General features: G+C 41.0%; 16 protein-coding genes. 11 read left to right on the plus strand and 5 right to left on the minus strand.

Going from position 1 to position 19032, the window contains the following annotated elements:
* Window positions 1-24 precede the first annotated feature (24 nt).
* Genes BST97_RS04215 through BST97_RS04235 form a run of 5 tightly spaced genes read right to left on the minus strand, consistent with a single transcriptional unit; the run spans window position 25 to window position 5771 of the window.
* The gene (locus BST97_RS04215; protein ID WP_085766057.1) at window positions 25-1044 is read right to left on the minus strand and encodes a UDP-glucose--hexose-1-phosphate uridylyltransferase; all 1020 of its coding nucleotides are present in this window, start codon (window positions 1042-1044) and stop codon (window positions 25-27) included.
* 4 nt (window positions 1045-1048) lie between these two features.
* Window positions 1049-2200, minus strand: coding sequence for a galactokinase (gene galK / locus BST97_RS04220; RefSeq protein ID WP_085766058.1), 1152 nt, complete (start codon window positions 2198-2200; stop codon window positions 1049-1051).
* Window positions 2197-3843, minus strand: coding sequence for a solute:sodium symporter family transporter (locus BST97_RS04225; RefSeq protein ID WP_085766059.1), 1647 nt, complete (start codon window positions 3841-3843; stop codon window positions 2197-2199). The genes galK and BST97_RS04225 overlap by 4 nt, the downstream gene beginning before the upstream one ends.
* A gap of 14 nt (window positions 3844-3857) precedes the next feature.
* Window positions 3858-4772: an aldose 1-epimerase gene (locus BST97_RS04230; RefSeq protein ID WP_085766060.1), complete on the minus strand. Its 915-nt coding sequence runs from the start codon at window positions 4770-4772 to the stop codon at window positions 3858-3860.
* Window positions 4773-5771 carry a GntR family transcriptional regulator gene (locus BST97_RS04235; RefSeq protein ID WP_085766061.1) on the minus strand — a complete coding sequence of 333 codons (999 nt, stop codon included), beginning with the start codon at window positions 5769-5771 and terminating at the stop codon, window positions 4773-4775. It lies immediately after the preceding gene.
* A gap of 134 nt (window positions 5772-5905) precedes the next feature.
* Here BST97_RS04235 and BST97_RS04240 point away from each other — a divergent pair, with 134 nt between their 5' ends.
* From BST97_RS04240 to BST97_RS04290, 11 genes are all read left to right on the plus strand, one after another.
* Complete coding sequence (locus BST97_RS04240) at window positions 5906-7105, plus strand: glycoside hydrolase family 53 protein (protein ID WP_245833660.1); 1200 nt, start codon at window positions 5906-5908, stop codon at window positions 7103-7105.
* Window positions 7098-9533, plus strand: coding sequence for a DUF4982 domain-containing protein (locus BST97_RS04245; RefSeq protein WP_085766063.1), 2436 nt, complete (start codon window positions 7098-7100; stop codon window positions 9531-9533). Before BST97_RS04240 ends, BST97_RS04245 begins: the two co-directional genes overlap by 8 nt.
* Before the next feature lie 38 nt (window positions 9534-9571).
* On the plus strand, window positions 9572-11077 hold the full coding sequence (locus tag BST97_RS04250; protein WP_157111429.1) for a glycosyl hydrolase 53 family protein: 1506 nt from the start codon (window positions 9572-9574) through the stop codon (window positions 11075-11077).
* Window positions 11078-11106: 29 nt separating this feature from the next.
* Complete coding sequence (locus tag BST97_RS04255) at window positions 11107-11508, plus strand: hypothetical protein (protein WP_085766065.1); 402 nt, start codon at window positions 11107-11109, stop codon at window positions 11506-11508.
* Window positions 11509-11728: 220 nt separating this feature from the next.
* Window positions 11729-13702, plus strand: a complete 1974-nt coding sequence (locus BST97_RS04260) for an endonuclease (protein ID WP_085768158.1) — start codon at window positions 11729-11731, stop codon at window positions 13700-13702.
* Window positions 13703-13925: 223 nt separating this feature from the next.
* The gene (locus BST97_RS04265) at window positions 13926-14435 is read left to right on the plus strand and encodes an RNA polymerase sigma factor (RefSeq protein WP_085766066.1); all 510 of its coding nucleotides are present in this window, start codon (window positions 13926-13928) and stop codon (window positions 14433-14435) included.
* Window positions 14432-14938 carry a hypothetical protein gene (locus tag BST97_RS04270; protein WP_085766067.1) on the plus strand — a complete coding sequence of 169 codons (507 nt, stop codon included), beginning with the start codon at window positions 14432-14434 and terminating at the stop codon, window positions 14936-14938. Before BST97_RS04265 ends, BST97_RS04270 begins: the two co-directional genes overlap by 4 nt.
* A 61-nt stretch (window positions 14939-14999) precedes the next feature.
* Window positions 15000-15527, plus strand: coding sequence for a DUF4252 domain-containing protein (locus tag BST97_RS04275; RefSeq protein WP_085766068.1), 528 nt, complete (start codon window positions 15000-15002; stop codon window positions 15525-15527).
* Window positions 15528-15546: 19 nt separating this feature from the next.
* A complete protein-coding gene (locus tag BST97_RS04280; protein ID WP_085766069.1) occupies window positions 15547-16137 on the plus strand; it encodes a DUF4252 domain-containing protein in 591 nt (196 codons plus the stop codon).
* A gap of 225 nt (window positions 16138-16362) precedes the next feature.
* Window positions 16363-17457 carry a redox-regulated ATPase YchF gene (gene ychF / locus BST97_RS04285; protein ID WP_085766070.1) on the plus strand — a complete coding sequence of 365 codons (1095 nt, stop codon included), beginning with the start codon at window positions 16363-16365 and terminating at the stop codon, window positions 17455-17457.
* A gap of 9 nt (window positions 17458-17466) precedes the next feature.
* Window positions 17467-19029: a hypothetical protein gene (locus BST97_RS04290; protein ID WP_157111431.1), complete on the plus strand. Its 1563-nt coding sequence runs from the start codon at window positions 17467-17469 to the stop codon at window positions 19027-19029.
* Window positions 19030-19032 lie beyond the last annotated feature (3 nt).

Raw genomic sequence — 19032 nt, forward strand, 5'->3', positions numbered from 1 at the left:
TTGGATTTTTCTATCGATAACATCTTAAAATAAATCTCTCAAAATCTCAGCAGCAGACTCTGCAGTTATATCACGCTGGGGACTCGCAAACATTTCATAGCCCACCATAAACTTTTTAACGGTAGCACTGCGCAACAGCGGTGGATAAAAACTCATGTGCCAGTGCCAGTGTGAGTGATCCTTCCCATCAGTTGGGGCTTGATGAATACCACTGGAATAGGGAAAAGAACAGTCAAAGAGCTTGTCGTAAGCTTTAGTTAGCCTAGAAATTGCATCGGCAAATAGCGAAGTTTCAGCAGTGGGGATTTCAAGAATATTGGTTTGATGAGTCTTAGGAACTATCATCGCCTCATATGGCCAAACTGCCCAGAAAGGAATCAATACGATAAACGCCTCATTTTCATAAATAATACGATCATTGTACGCCTGTTCTTGCTCTAGGTATTCGCCTAGCATTGATTTTTTATGTTTTTCAAAATAAGAGCGCTGGCTGCGGTCTTTTTTCACCACCTCGTTAGGTAAGGAGGACTGGCTCCATATCTGACCATGAGGGTGTGGATTGCTACATCCCATTACCTCTCCCTTATTCTCAAATATCTGGACGTAGTTAATGTGATCTTGATTACCGAGATCTCTGTATTCTCTTTGCCACATCTTCACGACTTTATCTATCCCGTCTATAGACATGTCTGCAAGACTTTTAGAGTGGTCTGGACTGAAACAAATTACCTTACAAATCCCTGATTCTGTTTCAGCACGCAGGAGTCCATCTTCAAACTTTTGTTCTTCGACCTGGGATTTTAAAGCCGCAAAATCATTTTCAAAAAAAAAGACATCCTCATAGTCTGGATTAACATCGCCACTGGCACGTTCATTTCCAGGACATAAGTAGCAGGCAGGATCATAACTAGGGCGGTCCATCGCAGGTAATGACTCTTGTTTACCCTGCCACGGCCTTTTGGTTCTATGGGGTGAAACGAGAACCCACTCTCTCGTAAGAATATTGAAACGTTTGTGGGACTGATCTGTTAAAAATTTTTCCATGTCTTTATGCTATGACTCTTGTGCCTTCACTCAAGGCTACTTTATAAATGCTGCAATCTTTGTGGTATTTTGTTTTGAACGCTTTCGCGAAAGCGTACTCAAACTCGTCACATTCTGACTTCCTCACGATGTTGATAGTGCACCCTCCGAAACCTCCACCCATCATCCTAGATCCCAAGACGTAAGGCTTTTGTTTAGCGAGATCTACTAAAAAGTCAAGCTCTTCACAACTAACCTCATACAGGTTGCTCAAACCTTCATGGGACTCATACAATAATTCACCTACCCTATCCAAATCGTTGTTCTCCAAGGCAGACTTAAAATTCAGTACGCGCTCGTTTTCTTGAAGGACAAATAAACCCTTCACATAGTCTTGATAAGCTACTTGAGGTTTAATTTGCTCTAAATCTACCAGGGTAGCCTCTCTTAGAGATTCCTTGCCCAGCTTAACGCATATTTCTTGACAGCTCTGAAATCGATCGTTATAAGCGCTTTCTGCAAGATCATGCTTCACATTTGAGTTGACCAAAACAATCTCATAGTCAACCAGAGGTATGGGCACCTCTAATGATTCTAATGTCTTACAATCTAAAAACAAGGCGTGGTCCTTCTTACCAAACATGCTCGCAAACTGATCCATAATGCCGCATTGCACTCCCACGTAGTTGTGTTCTGCCCGTTGAGAGATGCGTATGAGTTGTTCTTTATTGAGGTCAAGATCATAGAGCTCGTTCAGAGCAAATCCCAAACTGTTTTCCAATGCTGCAGATGAGGATAAGCCCGCACCTACGGGAATATTTCCCTTAAAAACGCAGTTAAAGGCTGGTATCGTGTGACCCATTTTAGTAATCTCGGCGACTACGCCTTTGATGTAACTTTTCCAGGACAAGCTTTCGCCTTGAGCGAAATTATCCATATCCATCAACATCTCATCTTCCATATCAAGAGACAGGATTCTGGAATGGGGTTGCTCACTTTTTTCAATAGCTAGAGCGATTCCTTTATCTATTGCAGCAGGGAACACAAACCCGTTATTATAATCAGTATGTTCACCGATCAAATTGATGCGACCAGGCGAAAAGACCATCAAGCCTTTTTGATCAAATTCTTGCAGAAATTTTTCTTGAACAGTTACAATTAACTCAGAGTTTTTCATGCGAAATAAATATAAATTCCTACTACGACTAAGGTTATGGCGATACTAGCCGAATATAAATACCTGTAAGGAGTGATGTCCACTTGTTTAGTATGGGTGATTTCATAAGGGACAGGCTGCGGCTTGAATTTCCCTATAAGCAACATGATTGCTATATTCAATAAGAAGAGGATCGCCATGATATCCAAGAAATGCGGATATGCCTGAGCTTCAATGAGTGCAAGATCTGCAGCTGCAGTAATATTTTGTGCCTGGGCTTGATCTAGAGCGCTTTCTACAAAATAAGGTTGCAAGACAAACTGACTGAAAATATACATGATACAACCGCTGAGTAAGCCAATCTTTGCAGCTATTGCTGGAACTCTCTTAGTAAAGTATCCTACCACTATAATGGAAAGAATAGGAATACTGTAAATACCATTTACCTCTTGCAGGTAATCATAGAGGCTACCAGCGTCTTCAATAAATGGTGCAATAATCATTGCAAAAATGGCCAGTAAAATCCCGAAAAGCTTTCCATACTTCACCACAGATTGATCATCAGCCTTCTTATTAATGTGTTGTTTATAAATATCCATCCCAAATAGGGTTACAGAACTATTCAAAACACTATTGAAGGAACTGAGAATAGCTCCAAATAAGACCGCTGCAAAAAAACCAACCCAAGCACCAGGAAGTACTTTCTTTACCAGTGCTGGATAAGCGTCATCTGCATTTTCCAGACCACCATCAAATACATGAAAGGCTATAAGTCCAGGCAGTACAACGATGATAGGCCCCAAAATCTTAATGAAAGACGCCAGTAACAAACCTTTTTGGCCCTCTTTCAAATCTTTTGCTCCCAGTGCACGCTGAATGATCTGCTGATTAGTTCCCCAATAAAAAAGCTGCACCAGCATCATTCCCGTAAAAATGGTATAGAATGGTACCGGATCAGTCAACTTACCAGCTGATTTGAATTTCTCTGGATGTTCTGTTGTGAGTATATCCAAGCCTTCTAGAATATTTCCATCACCTATCAAAAGCAGTCCGAAAACGGGTATCAACAATCCACCTAGCAATAAACCTACGGCATTTATGGAATCAGAGACTGCCACAGCCTTTAGCCCGCCGAAGATGGCATAAACCGAACCGATCACACCTATTCCCCATATGCACAATTTAAGTGCCGTTGATTTAGATACACCTAGCAGCTCAGGAATATCAAACATACCACTCAGAGCCAGTGATCCAGAATACAAAATAATAGGTAATAGCACCACGGCATAGCCTGTGAGAAAAAGTCCAGAGGTTATAGTCTTAGTAGTGGTGTCAAATCGATCTTTTAAAAATTGTGGTACTGTCGTAATTCCACCTTTGAGATATCTGGGTAATAAATAAATTGCTGTTACAATCATAGCAATGGCTGCTAGAGTTTCCCAAACCATTACCGAGAGACCACTTTCATAAGCCGAGCCATTGAGTCCCACAATTTGTTCTGTGGATAGGTTAGTGAGGAGAAGAGATCCCGCGATGACTCCTGCTGTGAGAGATCGACCTCCTAAAAAGTAACCTTCAAGTGTAGACTCTTTTGACGATCTGGTTTTCAGGTAAGAAATTAATGCGACCAAGCCTGTAAATGCTAAGAATGCTATGATTTGCATAGGAAATAATTTGATTAAAGATTTGATTCAGGCGTTACATCATAAATTCGTAAATCCCACTGTAATGAATAATTGGAACCGGGTTCAATAAATTGTAGACCTATTTTATTATTGAAGCTATTTGATACTCCTGTCATAGGCTCAATAGCAATATGCTTTGAATTTTTAGGTAGATACACCTGCATATAATTCTCGGTTTCACTGGAACGCATATGCAAACTGTACCGACTTGTTTTGAGTTGAACCATTTTAGCATCAACCTTGAACGCATCATCCAGCTCAGCATCCTTGAGATTGATGGCACTATTATTCTTGAAATCTTTAGAGCCTACTACAATACCTTTATAATCAGTTTTATAGGTATTTAATCCATTAATCGTCAAGCTAGATGAATCTGGAGCGGGCAGAGCGAAATAAGGATGCCAGCCTAAGGTAAACGGCATGCTTTGCTTACCTCTATTACTGATTTGCACATGAAGTTTTACGCCATCAGAATCTAAAGAATATACAAGATTAAGGTCAAATGGAAACGGGTATCCTTCCATCCTACCAGCTGAATGATGTGTTATCGTCACTCGCGCCTGTGATTCATCTCTGTACTGTTCTATTAATTTGAAAGTTTTATCTGCAAGTAAGCCATGTATGGCATTTTCGCCTGTTTTTTCATTGCACGACAACTGGTATAAAGTACCATCGTGAGTGTACCTACCTCGCTGTAAACGATTGACAAAGGGAAATAACACAGCACCAGCAAAACTAATTGGATAGACAGGATTTTTAATATCTGAAATGATCTCAACACCCTGAACAATGAGAGACTTTGTTCTACCTCCGTGATTCAGATCAAGAACCAGATAAGTAGCTCTCTCATCATTGTAAAGAACTACTTCATTTAACCCTTTAGTTATGTTGTACTTGATTTTGAACATCTATAATGATTCTCTTAAAAGTATACGGTTAGTATTCTCAATGCTCCCTTTCTCAGAATTAAGGACCATTTTTGCCATACGGTATCCCATTTCTTTAAAATTTGTGGAGATCGTGGTTATGCCTCCCTCCACAACTTCCTTGAGCATGGAATCATTATAGGCGATAATTCCTACGCTCTTACCTATCTCTAGATCTGTAGCTTTAATTTTTTGGATCAATTCAATCAAACTCCGGTCGTCCAAGACAAAGTAGACCTTACCTTCTTGAACGTCCCACTGATCTTTGAAGTTAATTTGTCGACCTCGTATTCTGGATTGCGTGATAAAATCATGAAACCCTTTAAAAATTCCTTCCGGTTGATATGATTTAGGCTTAATGAGAATAAGTTCATTATAAACCGATACATTTTGCAACAACTGACCTAATCCATCAAGTACATTTTTATAAAAATTTTGAAACACCCCAGAGTAGTTACTCAGATCTTGATGGGATTGATCTAGTAAATAGACCTCATCTTGTGGGAGTTTTTTCAATATCTGGTCTATTTCAGGCAGACCTGCTGGCATGATCACGTAGTGGTGATAATTATCTAAGTTATCATTAATGTGTTTGTGGAATACTGTAGTATTAAAATGGTGGAAGAAAATGTCTACCTGAACTTCTTCACCTAGCGATTCAATAAATGCATTATAAAGATCCTCTTTGAAGATATTTAACTCGTCAAACAATAAGAAAATCTTTTTGGTAACAGTAATATCCTCTTTATTTATGTAATAACCCTTTCCCGCTTTTGAAGCAATCACTCCACGCTTTTTCAGTTCGGCAAAAGCTACTAAAACAGTATCTCTGGAAAGGGAGAACTTACCACTTATACTGTTGATAGACGGCAATTTATCTCCCTTCTTCAACTGACCCTGTAGTAGCGCCTGCTCAACAGATTGGATAATTTGTTTGTACTTAGGAACCCCTATATTAGAATCGACATTTATAATTCCCATGCCACAAACATATAAAAAAACTGGTAGGTACTGGTAGGTTTTTTTAAAGTAAATTTTTAGTTTTGACTCATTAACTAGTAATTATGATAACTTCAACGAACTTTACTCGCAAACGATTAAGTAACTTCATACCAATGGATATTATACAAATCTCGCTTTCGCGAAAGCGTAAATACACTACTATGCTCAAATTCATATTTGCAATGACACTACTCGCAGCAAGTTCTTGCTCAGACGAGAATACAACTGTCTCTGAAAACGATGACGATGGAAATGTGGGAAGCGTTCCAGAACCAGTTTCTTTCTATTATGGTGCAGACCTATCCTATGTAAATGAGATGGAAGATTGTGGCGCCATCTATTCTAACCGCGATGGAATTGTTCAAGATCCCTATTCCATTTTTGCAGAGGAGGGTGCAAACATCGTGCGACTGCGATTGTGGCACAACCCTACATGGACTAACTACTCTAACCTGCAAGACGTAAAAAGATCCATACAGCGCGCAAAGGATGAGGGCATGCAGGTGCTGCTCGATTTTCACTATTCAGACACCTGGACTGATCCTGCAAAACAGCAAATCCCTGCTGCCTGGATCGCCTCAATCGATGATACTCCGGCACTCGGCAATTTACTTTACGACTACACTTATGACACCCTCACAGAGCTTGCGAGTGAAAACCTCCTTCCCAATATCGTTCAAGTAGGTAATGAGATCAATCCCATGATTCTGCAAGATGGGGATCTGGTCTGGCCTATTGACTGGACGCGTAATGCCGCTTTGATTAACAAAGGCATACTAGCCGTGCGCAATGTCGCACAAGAACAAAACAAGGAGATTGAGGTCATGCTGCACATTGCCCAGCCTGAAAATGGTTTGTGGTGGTTTGATCAGGCTACAGATGCTGGAGTGACGGACTATGACTGGATAGGTTTGTCATATTATCCTATATGGTCAGAATATGATTTGAACCAAGTTCAAGCACCGCTTACCTCGCTCATTAATGATTACAATAAAAAATTAATGATCGTTGAAACTGCCTATCCGTTTACCATGAATAATGCAGATGCAGCAAACAATATTTTGGGCCAAGATGCACTGACCGGTGGTTTCCCTGCATCGCCTCAAGGGCAACTTGATTATTTGAATCGTTTGCAGGAAGTGATTGAAAATGCTGGTGGTCAAGGACTCATATACTGGGAGCCTGCATGGGTGTCTACGGGATGTTCCACACTCTGGGCTACAGGCTCGCACTGGGATAACGCCACCCTCTTTGATCAAAACAACCGGGCAACGATAGGTATGACTTTTTACAACGCTACCCTTAATGATTAGAATTTCAAAAGCTTTCATTTGCCTGAGTATCATTTTCAGTATTCAGTTCTCAATCAAGGCACAATCTCGAGAAGTCATAACTCTGAAAAAGGACTGGAAATTTATCAAAGGGGAGCATCCACAAGCTTTTCAAGTTGATTTTGATGATTCCAGCTGGCAAGAGGTTAGTGTACCTCATGATTGGGCGATCTACGGTCCTTTTAACAAAGAAGTCGATAAACAGGTGGTCGCCATCACCCAAAATGGTGAAAAAGTCGCCACAGAAAAAACAGGGCGTACCGGCGCACTGCCTTATATAGGAACTGGGTGGTACCGCACGCAGTTCACGATAGACGATTTTGACGCTTCAAAAAAAGTCTTGTTACAGTTTGAAGGTGCGATGAGTGAGCCTGAAATCTTTCTCAATGGGAAAAAAGTGGGAGAATGGAAATATGGCTACGCCTATTTTTATTTTGACGTGACAGACTACATCAATCCCGATTTAGAAAATACACTTGCCATTAAGTTGACTAACGTAGGAAAGTCCTCGCGCTGGTATCCTGGAGCGGGATTGTACCGTAATGTGAACGTTATCGTTAAAAATAAGTCCAGTTTTGATCATTGGTCCACATTTATTACCACGCCTTCCATTTCTGAACAAGAGGCACAGGTAAAAATTACTACTCAGGTGAGTGGAGAACGTTTGAAACTTGAGGCGCGTATCTTGAGTGAAGATGGTGAGGAGTTACGCTTTCGCGAAAGCGAGAACCTCATCAACAACTCTTTTGAATTGAATCTAAAGGTGGATGATCCTGAACTGTGGAGTCCTGAAAATCCCTATTTATATACCGCAGAATTGAATCTTTATGATGGGGATCAACTAGTCGATCAGCAGCGTAAAAGATTTGGGATCAGAAGCCTGAACTACTGTCCTGAAACAGGATTTAGCTTGAATGGGGAAACTCGCAAGTTCAAGGGAGTTTGTTTGCATCATGATTTAGGTCCTTTAGGCGCGGCAGTGAATAAAAGTGCTCTAAGAAGACAACTCAAAATCTTAAAGGATATGGGCGCTGATGCGATAAGAAGTGCACATAATATGCCCTCATTTGAACAGCTTGAATTATGTGATGAAATGGGCATGATGTTTTTAGCCGAAAGCTTTGACGAGTGGAAAAAGCCGAAGGTTGAGAACGGATACAATCGGTTTTTTGATGAATATGCCGAGCAAGATGTTGTGAACCTAGTTCGCGCTACGAGAAACCACCCGAGTATTGTTATGTGGAGTTCAGGAAATGAGGTGCCAGACCAGTGGGGAAGCGAGGGCGTTAAGCGGGCTAAGTGGCTTCAGGATATCTTTCATCGGGAAGATCCTACCCGACCAGTGACCGTTGGGATGGATCAAGTGAAGGCGGTGATGGAATCGGGTTTTGGCGCGATCATGGATGTTCCTGGATTGAATTATCGGGTTCATTTATATGAAGAAGCTTATGAACGCTTTCCACAGGGCTTTTTGCTGGGATCTGAAACCGCATCCACGGTGAGTTCGAGAGGAATTTATAAGTTTCCAGTAGAGAAAGCCAGCATGAAAACCTATGCTGATTTCCAGTCGTCTTCCTACGATCTGGAATACTGCAGCTGGTCTAATTTACCCGATAATGATTTTGTACTTCAAGACGACAAGCCGTGGGTCATAGGCGAGTTTGTGTGGACAGGTTTTGATTATCTAGGGGAACCCACACCTTATGATGAAGCATGGCCATCACGCAGTTCTTATTTTGGGATTAATGATTTAGCTGGATTGCCCAAAGACCGCTATTACCTCTACCGCAGCCGCTGGAATACAGTAGATGAAACGCTACACATTTTACCCCACTGGAATTGGGAAGGTCGTGAAGGAGAAACCACCCCAGTTTTTGTCTACACAAGCTACGACAGCGCAGAATTATTCCTAAACGGAAAAAGTCTAGGCGTACAGACCAAAAATAATAAAACGCCACAGCATCGCTACCGTCTCATGTGGATGGATGTGAAATATGAACCAGGCACGCTTAAAGTCGTAGCACTCGATGAAAACGGTAATCCCGCCGCCGAAAAAGAGATCAAAACTGCTGGGAAACCGCACAAATTGATTCTAGATCCAGACGTGGAGACTTTAAAAGCCGATGGTGAGGATATTGCTTTTGTCACCGTATCTGTTGTAGATAAAAATGGGGTCCCCTGCCCTACGGCAACAAATCAGCTTGATTTTAAAGTTACGGGCGCTGGAGAATATCGCGCGGCTTGCAATGGTGATGCAACCTCACTGGAGCTGTTTCATTTGCCCACTATGAAATTATTCAGCGGCAAGCTGGTAGTTTTGGTCAAGTCTACAGAAAAACCGGGCAACATTAAACTTAAGGTTACTGGTAAAGACTTGAAGTCTGCCGAGATTAGTTTGAAATCTATTTGAATTCCGCCGTTAAAATCAAGCTCCTTAAGTATAAAATTATGAATCTATTCCGCTTTAAAAACCTGAGCAGCATTTGTGTCAATGTGTTATTTATTATTGGTTTTGCGATACTCCTGCAGTCTTGTAAAGAGAAGTCCAAGGTTAATGATTCTTCAGTCACAGCAATTGAGGAGGAGCCTAACTTGAAAGGTTACACTGAGTATTATCAAGTAGAAACTGGTGAGCCTGTAGCGCTCGTATTTGCCAGTTACAAAACCACCATGCTGGCTGATGGTAAGGATCAATCCCTGTTGCGCATAAGCGCCACCGACAGCAGCGGTATGGAAATTAAAAATATCCACAAACCATTTAAGATTAGCGTTAAAGGAGATGCTCGCGTTAGCGCTGAAGACGGTTCAGAACTAAAACAAGTATCACAAAGTGATACCCTTTCTGTATGGCAGTCAAACATTGAAAACGGAGTACAAAAACTTTACCTAATCGCGGGTAAAACCGTCGATCGCATTCAGGTCGAAGTGAGTAGTGAAGGATTACGCAATGCGTCTCATGAAATCCACACCATACCAGACGATGTAGAGTTATTGCAACCTACAGCAGATCAAATTACCCCAAGTTCTAAAATCACTCCAGAAATGCTGGGAGCCGATATCTCATTTCTTCCTCAGCTGGAAGCCCGAGGTATGAAGTTCTATGACAAAGGTGTGGAGAAAGATGCTATTTCGATTCTGAAAGATCACGGCTTGAACTATGTGCGACTGCGCATTTTTGTCAATCCTGAGAATCCACAGGGATATTCTCCAGAAAAAGGGTTTTGTGATCTTGATCACACCCTTGCCATGGCAAAACGCGTCAAAGATGCCGGCATGAACCTCCTACTCGACTTTCATTACAGTGATACCTGGGCAGATCCACAAAAGCAATTCAAGCCTAAGGCTTGGGAAGGACTGGATTTCAATCAACTCAAAACTCAGCTCAATACGTACACAAAATCAGTGCTTAATAAGCTTAAAGCACAAGGCACGCTACCCGATATGGTGCAAGTTGGAAACGAGATCAATCACGGCATGGTGTGGCCAGAAGGTCATATTTCAAATTTGGACAATCTTGCTGGCTTGCTTAAATCAGGAGTGAGTGCGGTGCGAGAAGTAGATCCTGAAATTACGGTCATGATGCACCTCGCTCTGGGCGGACAGAATGAGGAAACGGTATTCTGGTTTGATAATATGATCGCTCGCGGAGTGGAGTTTGATATCATCGGACTTTCCTATTATCCCATTTGGCATTGCACGCTGGACGATTTGAATAGCAATGCTCACGATCTAATTAACCGTTACCAGAAAGATGTGAACGTGGTAGAATACAGCGCCTTCAAGAAAGCCGTTAATGATCTCGCCTTCTCTCTTCCAGATGATCGTAGAAATGGAACTTGCATTTGGGAACCTTTGAATACTTGGAGTAAGATTTTTGATGAAGAAGGGCGGCCTTTGGAGGAGTTGGAATATTATGATCAGTTTGCTCTGGATTATTTGATGAAGAAGGATTAGTTTTAGGAATTTAAAATTGTCCCTTTTCATTGATAACATTAGAGCTTCCATTCAATCAGGAACTTTATTTACAACAAACTAAGATCACTTTTAGATATGTCTATGAGAAGGATTTTTTGAAGATTCGTAGGTCGGTAATTTTTACTACTGTATTTATTTTGATTGGTATTATCCTACTTTTTTTTGGAAATGAATTGAGTACGTTGTTCTTTGCAATTGCGGTCTATGGCCTTATCATGATTCATGTACATCAAGAGAGTTATCAAAGACTGAAAGACGGTCATTTGAGAGAAATTAGAAAATTGCTGTCTTCTCCTGAGCTTAACTTATCAGCTTCATTAATCCTGACTGAAAAAGCGCTAAGAGTTCATTATGAAAATCATTGCTCTTTTACTTATTGCTCTGATTTTGAAGAACTAAAGAGAAAGTAAGAGCATTTAATCCTTATTCCCTATGGGAATAAGGAAAATACGAAGGTTATCTCAAAATCAGAGGTAACTAACATCTCATTTGATGAGCTGTACTCCTTCTTGCGAGAAAAGATTGAGAATTAAGATTATTAATTAAAGTTTGCAGCTCACTCTTAACGCACTCGTAACCTGTTACATTACACTTCATCTCAGCAAAACCTTACCTTTGCAAAATATGAAGATGATGAAAATTTGGACACTCGCTGTCCTGCTTTTAGGTTCCGCTTTCGCGAAAGCGCAAATCGTTATCAACGAGCTCGACGCCGATACAGAAAGTACGGACACCCTTGAATTTATTGAATTAAAAACAGATAACCCTTTTGAATCCCTTGATGGCTACATCATGGTTTTGTTTAATGGGAGTTCAAGTACCACGACTGGACAGGGACGCGCCTATTTTGTAGAGGATCTTGATGGCCTCACTAGTGATGAAAACGGGCTTGTGGTCATAGGCATGCCTCGCGTATCTCCCGTACCAGAGCGTATTTTTTTCAACGACAATTTTCAAAATGGGGCCGATGCGGTAGGAATCTACTTAGGCGAGCCTGCCGATTTTCCAGAGGGAAATTCATTTGCCACGACTACTAATTTGATTGATGCATTAGTTTACGATACCAGCGATCCTGATAATCAGAATCTTCTGAATCTGTTGGGTGAGAGCGTTCAGTATAATGAAAATGAAAACGGAAATAAAGATTTTGAATCCTTGCAACGTAAAAATGATGGAACTTATGAGGCCAAAGTCCCTACCCCATTTTCGCTGAACGATGCTGTAGGACTATCTTACGTAGGTGTAGGTTACGCTACTTCTACAGATGAGATTACAGAAGGTCAATCCTTTGACATCACTTTTACTCTTACTGAGGTCCAGCCACAAGATCTGGTTTTGAATTTTACGCTCGATAACGGCGGGTATGACAGCAGCGACTATACTGGAGCTACGCAAGTAACTATTTTAGCTAATACGCTTTCTACTACGCTTACTTTCAATACGATTGACGATAGTCTGGATGAAGGCGATGAATTTTTACAGATCAATATTCAAAACAATCTACCACAGGGATTCAAAAGATTGAACGATAACGAGCAAGTGCTGGTCATTGATAATGATTTTGTCGTGGCTAGTTACGGTACACCGCTCAACCCAACTTACGGTATAGTTGCGAGCACAGCACCTTCAAATTATTATGACTCGCTTGATGGTCTTTCTGGCCAGGCCTTGGGAGATGAAATTACAGCGATCATTGCAGACCCAAGCAGAGCACGCATTCATACCTACAGCGATGTGACAGATATTTTAAAAGAGGCAGACAAATCTCCTCTTAACAGCAATCAGGTGTGGTTAATGTACACAGAACAACAGCGACCCATACGCGATTTTCAGGATTCAGGCGGCAGTAGTGTAGGTTTGTGGAATCGCGAGCACATTTATCCACGATCAAGAGGAGACTTTTTTGGTATTGAGTATGATGACATTGCCGATGGTATCAATGTTTTCACCGAATCCAGAGCCGACAGTCTCAGACACGGCTATAGCGATGCACACCACTTACGCGCCACAGACGGTCCAGAAAATAGTAGTCGCGGTAATAGCGATTATCCAGAATATAATGGCCCAGCTGGTTCTCAGGGAAGTTGGCATGGTGATGTCGCCCGAGCGCTGTTTTACATGGATTTGAGGTATAATGGATTGGATCTTGTCAACGGAAATCCTAGTGATTCAACCGTGGGTCAGTTAGGCGATCTAGCGACCTTGATTCAATGGCACCGCGATGATCCCGCCGATGATTTTGAAATGAATCGCAATAATGTGATCTTCAATTGGCAAAACAACCGTAATCCATTCATAGACATACCAGAACTGGCAGAATTTATCTACGGAAATCAGTCGGGACAGACTTTTACGCTTTCTAATGCTACGGAGAGCCTAGTTCGTTTTACGCTTTATCCAAACCCGAGTCATCGCAGTTTTAAAATAGACGGCCTCGAGGATCGTGCGGAGCTGGTGATATTTGATCTAGCAGGTAGAAAAGTGTTGAACAAATCTGTTGGGGACAATCAACTTATTCATCACAATCTTCCTGCAGGTAGCTACTTGATCAACATTATTTCAGTTGACAGCAGAGCAACTTTGAAATTGCAGGTGGCTAGGTAAAGTTTTGTTCTCCATTCGAGAACCTGCCTGCCCTAGGTTGCTGAGCGGAGTCGAAGCGCAAGCAATAGGCGAGGTAGATTTTTTGATCTCGCTTTCGCGAAAGCGTTATGACATAAACCACTGAAAACCTAAAAAGAAAATATTCCTGCCCACCAGCAGGAATTTTTTTTGATACCTTGTAACAACATGGAGACTGACTCGTCATGCTAGTATAACCACGATAATGAACCAAAGAGACTTTATCACAATCTTTAAGGACGTACAACAAAAGATGTTCTTTTTGAGCAGAAGACTGTTGCGATCAGAAGATGAGGCTGCAGATGCGGTACAAGAGGTCATGGTAAAATTGTGGGAGAAACGCGAGCAGCTGGAAACAGTTAAAAACAAAGAAGCCTATGCCATGCAAATGGTGAAGAATTATTCGCTGGACCGGCTTAAAAGCAAACAGGCAAGTCATTTGAAGATTGTACATAGCAATTACGATGATGACAGCCTGAATGCACAAGAGGAGCTGGAACGCCACTCTAGAGTGCAAATGGTGCGGAAAATGATCAATCAACTACCAGAGCAGTATAAAACGGTCATACAGCTCAGAGACATACAGCGCTATGACTACGAGGCCATTGAAAATATCATGGAGATGAAGCCCACAGCGGTACGCGTTTCCCTGAGCCGCGCCAGAAAAATGCTGCGCGAACTGATTGAAGAACAATATAAAACAGAAATCGCATGAACGATTTATTAGATAAATACTGGGAAGGCACGCTGAGCCTAGAAGAAGAAAACAAGCTGCGTGACTATTTCAAAAGTGACCAGGTAAGCGCAGAGCATGAACCCTTTAGAGACCTGTTTGACGCCTTTGATGAAGAAGCTGCTCATGAAGGAACTTATGAATTTGACGCTTTCGCGAAAGTAGATATGGAAAAGTCATTGAGCGAAGTTGAAGTACTCAGTGATTATAAAGCCGAAGCAAAAGGTGAATCACAATCATCTCCTGCCATGTGGAAAGGACTCGCCATTGCCGCTGGATTCTCATTTCTCATTGCTCTGGGCGCCGGCTTTTTCCAGACACAGCAAGAAGATCTGGGAACCTATGATGATCCTGAACAAGCATTTGCCGCTACTATGGATGCACTGGAACTGGTCAGCAAAAAATTTAACGACGGTAAGGAAAATCTTGCTCCCGCTGCCGAATTCAATAAAAAAGTCTCTAAAGTTTTCAAACTAGATAATTAATCAGAACAGCAATAACCTCAACTAGTACTCAAAGACAACTCAAATTTTAAACTCAAAAAAAATGAAAAGAATAATTTTTATAGTAGCCTTTTTAGTTACCTCAGTAGGAACGATGGCTCAAAATCTAGATAGCATAGGCAATCTTAAAAACACCTCAGAAACGGTGGTTACTAGCGAGATGTTCAAGTTAATCGCAAACATAGATCTAGGCGATACTGACGATGAAGTCAAAGAAATGAAAAGTATGGTCGACAACCTTTCTGAACTGCGCGTCTACATGACGGACAATAGTGATAGTGCTAAAAAGATGAAACAAATTGTTAATGGTTACATCTCAAAGAACAACCTTGTAAAACTCATGCATGTAAAGGAAGAAGATCAGATGTTTACCTTCCACATGCGCAAGGGAAGTACAGATAAAAAAGTACGCGACTTGATCATGTTTATGGACGGTAACGGTAACGATGGAGAAGATTCGGTATTTTTAATCATCTCTGGAGATATCGATATGGATCAGATCTCAAAGATCACTAAGTCTCTCAACACACCTGGTCAGAAGCAAATTGAAGAGGCCACAAAGAACAAATAACAGTTAAAACCAAAAACTCATGAATAGATTAATCTTAAAACTCATTGCGGTAAGCGCGGTCATCATGACCACGCTTGCTTCATGTGATAGCGACCCTACCGTGCAGTCGTACTATGTAGATAGTGAAGAAAAACCCGGATTTTACAAACAAACCGTTCCTAAAACGATCTTAGGTATAGATGAAAGGAAGCTAGACGAAGAGTCTCTTCAAGCTTATAATAGCCTTGATAAAGTCAGCGTACTCCTTCTACCTGCAAAACCAGGCGAAGAGAATCGGATAAAGGAGGAGGTTGAAGTCTTTGACAAAATTATATCCAATGGTGACTATAAGACTTTGATTACCTATAATTCAGACGGTATGAAAGTTAATCTTGTTTATGAGGGTTCCTCTGAAAAGATTGACGAAATCATTGCTTATGGCAGGTACGAGGATAAAGTCATGGGAGTTGCACGTATTTTAGGTGATGATATGAATCTGGGTAGTATCGCAAAAATGTTTAATGAATTGGACGGTAGCGATATAAATCCCGCAGGAATAAAAAGCATTCTGGGTGGCATGGGAGTCGATCTCGAGAAAGAAATGCAACGAGACAGCATTTACAGCGAGTAAAGTATTCTTCGATATAGAAATTGAAGCCGCATTTGAAAAGATGCGGCTTTTTGTATTCTAGCGGTGAACTCGTGATCGGGAAATCTTATCTTTGCGCGTTCTAAAAATAAGATAGAGTTTGTGCGGGTGTACGCTTTCGCGTCGAGCCGTCGGCAAGCCTTTGGCGACCGATGGAAAGCGGAATAATTGCAGAGATTATCCCACAAATCAAAATAAATACAAGCTATGAAAGCAGGAATCGTAGGATTGCCAAACGTGGGAAAATCCACTTTATTCAACTGTCTGTCCAATGCCAAGGCGCAAAGTGCCAATTTCCCTTTTTGTACCATCGAGCCTAACGTAGGTGTAGTAAACGTTCCAGATCCACGCCTGGAAAAACTGGAAGAGCTGGTTCAGCCTGAGAAAGTGATCCCTGCAACTGTGGAGATAGTTGACATTGCCGGTCTGGTAAAGGGTGCCAGTAAAGGTGAAGGGTTGGGAAATCAGTTTTTGGGTAACATACGTGAAACTGATGCAATCATACATGTTTTAAGGTGCTTCAATAACGACAACATCGTTCACGTAGATGGTAGCGTGGATCCTCTACGTGATAAAGAAACGATCGATATCGAGTTGCAGCTCAAAGACCTTGAAACGGTTGATAAAAAACTGGAAAAGGTAAAACGTGCAGCACGTACTGGAAACAAGGAAGCGATTAAAGAAGAAGAAGCACTACTTAAGGTGAAAAATGCTTTGGAAGGTGGTAGTTCTGTAAGGGCGGTAGAAATGGATCAAGATTCACGCGATGCCTTCATCAAACCTCTTCAGTTCATAACCGACAAACCTGTGCTTTATCTATGCAACGTAGACGACGACGCGGCAGCAAGCGGAAACGAGTATGTGGAGAAAGTGCGCGAGGCCGTAAAAGATGAAAATGCAGAAGTACTTGTTCTAGCGGTAGGCACCGAGGCCGATATTACAGAACTGGACGATTATGAGGAGCGCCAGATGTTTCTGGCAGATATGGGACTGGACGAGCCTGGGAGTGCTAAGTTGATCCGTTCAGCTTATTCTCTACTCAATCAGCAAACCTATTTTACAGCGGGTAAGAAAGAGGTACGTGCCTGGACGGTGAAGATAGGTGCTACCGCTCCTCAAGCTGCTGGTGTGATCCATACAGACTTTGAGAAAGGTTTTATACGAGCTGAGGTGATCAAATACGATACTTACGTAGAGTATGGATCTGAAGCTAAAGTTAAGGAAGCAGGAAAACTGAAGATTGAAGGAAAGGACTACATTGTTCAGGATGGAGATGTGATGCACTTCCTTTTTAACGTGTAATAATTGATTATGAAAAGGATTACAATATCTATTTTACTTTTCGTTGGGCTATTTTCATGTCAAACAGACGAGGACGTGAGTATGAACACTTTTACCTCTTTAGAGGATTTGTCTGTTGAGATTGTTAATCCAGCAGAAACCAGCGAGCAAAATTTTTCTGACAACTCAATTCTTTTTAGAGGTCAAATTATAGGTGATTCAGATACAGACTACTCAGATTTAACAGCACGATGGAGTTCTCAATATGATAATGTAATTCATCAATCAAAACTCAATTCCCAAGGTGAATCTTCATTTACTCATGATGCGCTCAGTTTGAATCTCCATAACATCAAACTTGAAATAATTAATGAGGTGGACTCAGTTATCACAGACTCAATAAATGTTTTCAATGCAATAAGATTAAATCCTATTGAAAAAAACAATAGTAGCCTAAATTTGAGTTGGGAGACGTTTGATGATGAACAATTCATTTCATATGACATATACAGATCTTTCTCAGATAGTAACATGATGCTTGGTGATCCTATTCATACCATTCTCGATATACGTCAAACAACATTCAATGATACGACGGCGATTATTGGAGAAAAATATTACTATCAAATCCGCATGAATAGGAATTCTAATGAAAATCCCTTCTTTGATAGCAATATTCGGGATGTAGTTGCAGGAAAAACGATCAAAACAAATTATCCGATCTTAAAGCTAATTAAGGATGAACAAAGAAATTTTGCTTATGGCATCGTCAATACGGAGAGTATCTGGTCGGATAATAGGACGGGTTATGGCTTCATTTTTATAGATCTAGAAGAGTTCGAAATTGAGAAGAGAATACTCACGAGTGTAAGATTTAGTGACTTAGATATAGATCCCAGCGGTAATTATCTTTATCTCGCCTCAAGAAGCACCACCATCCACAGAATAGATTTAAACACCAAGCAGCTTGAAACTACGTTAACCCTAAACCGAAGTGCCCATAAACTCGAGGTGGGAAGCGGTGGACGTCTATATTATCATAGAACGCCACCCACTAGTGGTGGTACACAGTTTGGGATGTATGATTTGGAAACAAATAGCAATCTACCCTATGTGACCACCATGAATTATGATTTTTTCAGACATGGTGATTTTGAAATAGATGAAAATGATATAATCTACCATGGCGGTAGCAACTCTTCAAATTCAAGACTTTCAAAAATTGGAACCTCAAATGATGCTTTCTCACTTTTGAATCAATGGGACAGTAGAAATTATCAATCGGCAAGAATAGTTATTAACAATAATAAGATTTACTGGAACCATTTTATTCTCGACACAAACCTTAATATCATGGGCACTTTTCAAAATGAAAATGGTGATGTTAATATCAAAGATGTGTCTCCTAATGGAGATTATGCCTTGGGGTGGAGATCAGTATGGGAAACGTCAAATCAAACTAAAGTTAAAGAAATACCAGCCGACTTTGATTTAGGTATTTTCAGTACTGACTCTCAAGTCATCCTAAGTAAAACTGATAGTCCATTGTCTGAAGAATACGAGAGCTTGATCATTCAATATGATTTCAGATAGCGG

Origin of the sequence: Nonlabens spongiae, assembly GCF_002117125.1 — a bacterium.
GTDB classification, from domain to species: Bacteria; Bacteroidota; Bacteroidia; order Flavobacteriales; family Flavobacteriaceae; genus Nonlabens; species Nonlabens spongiae.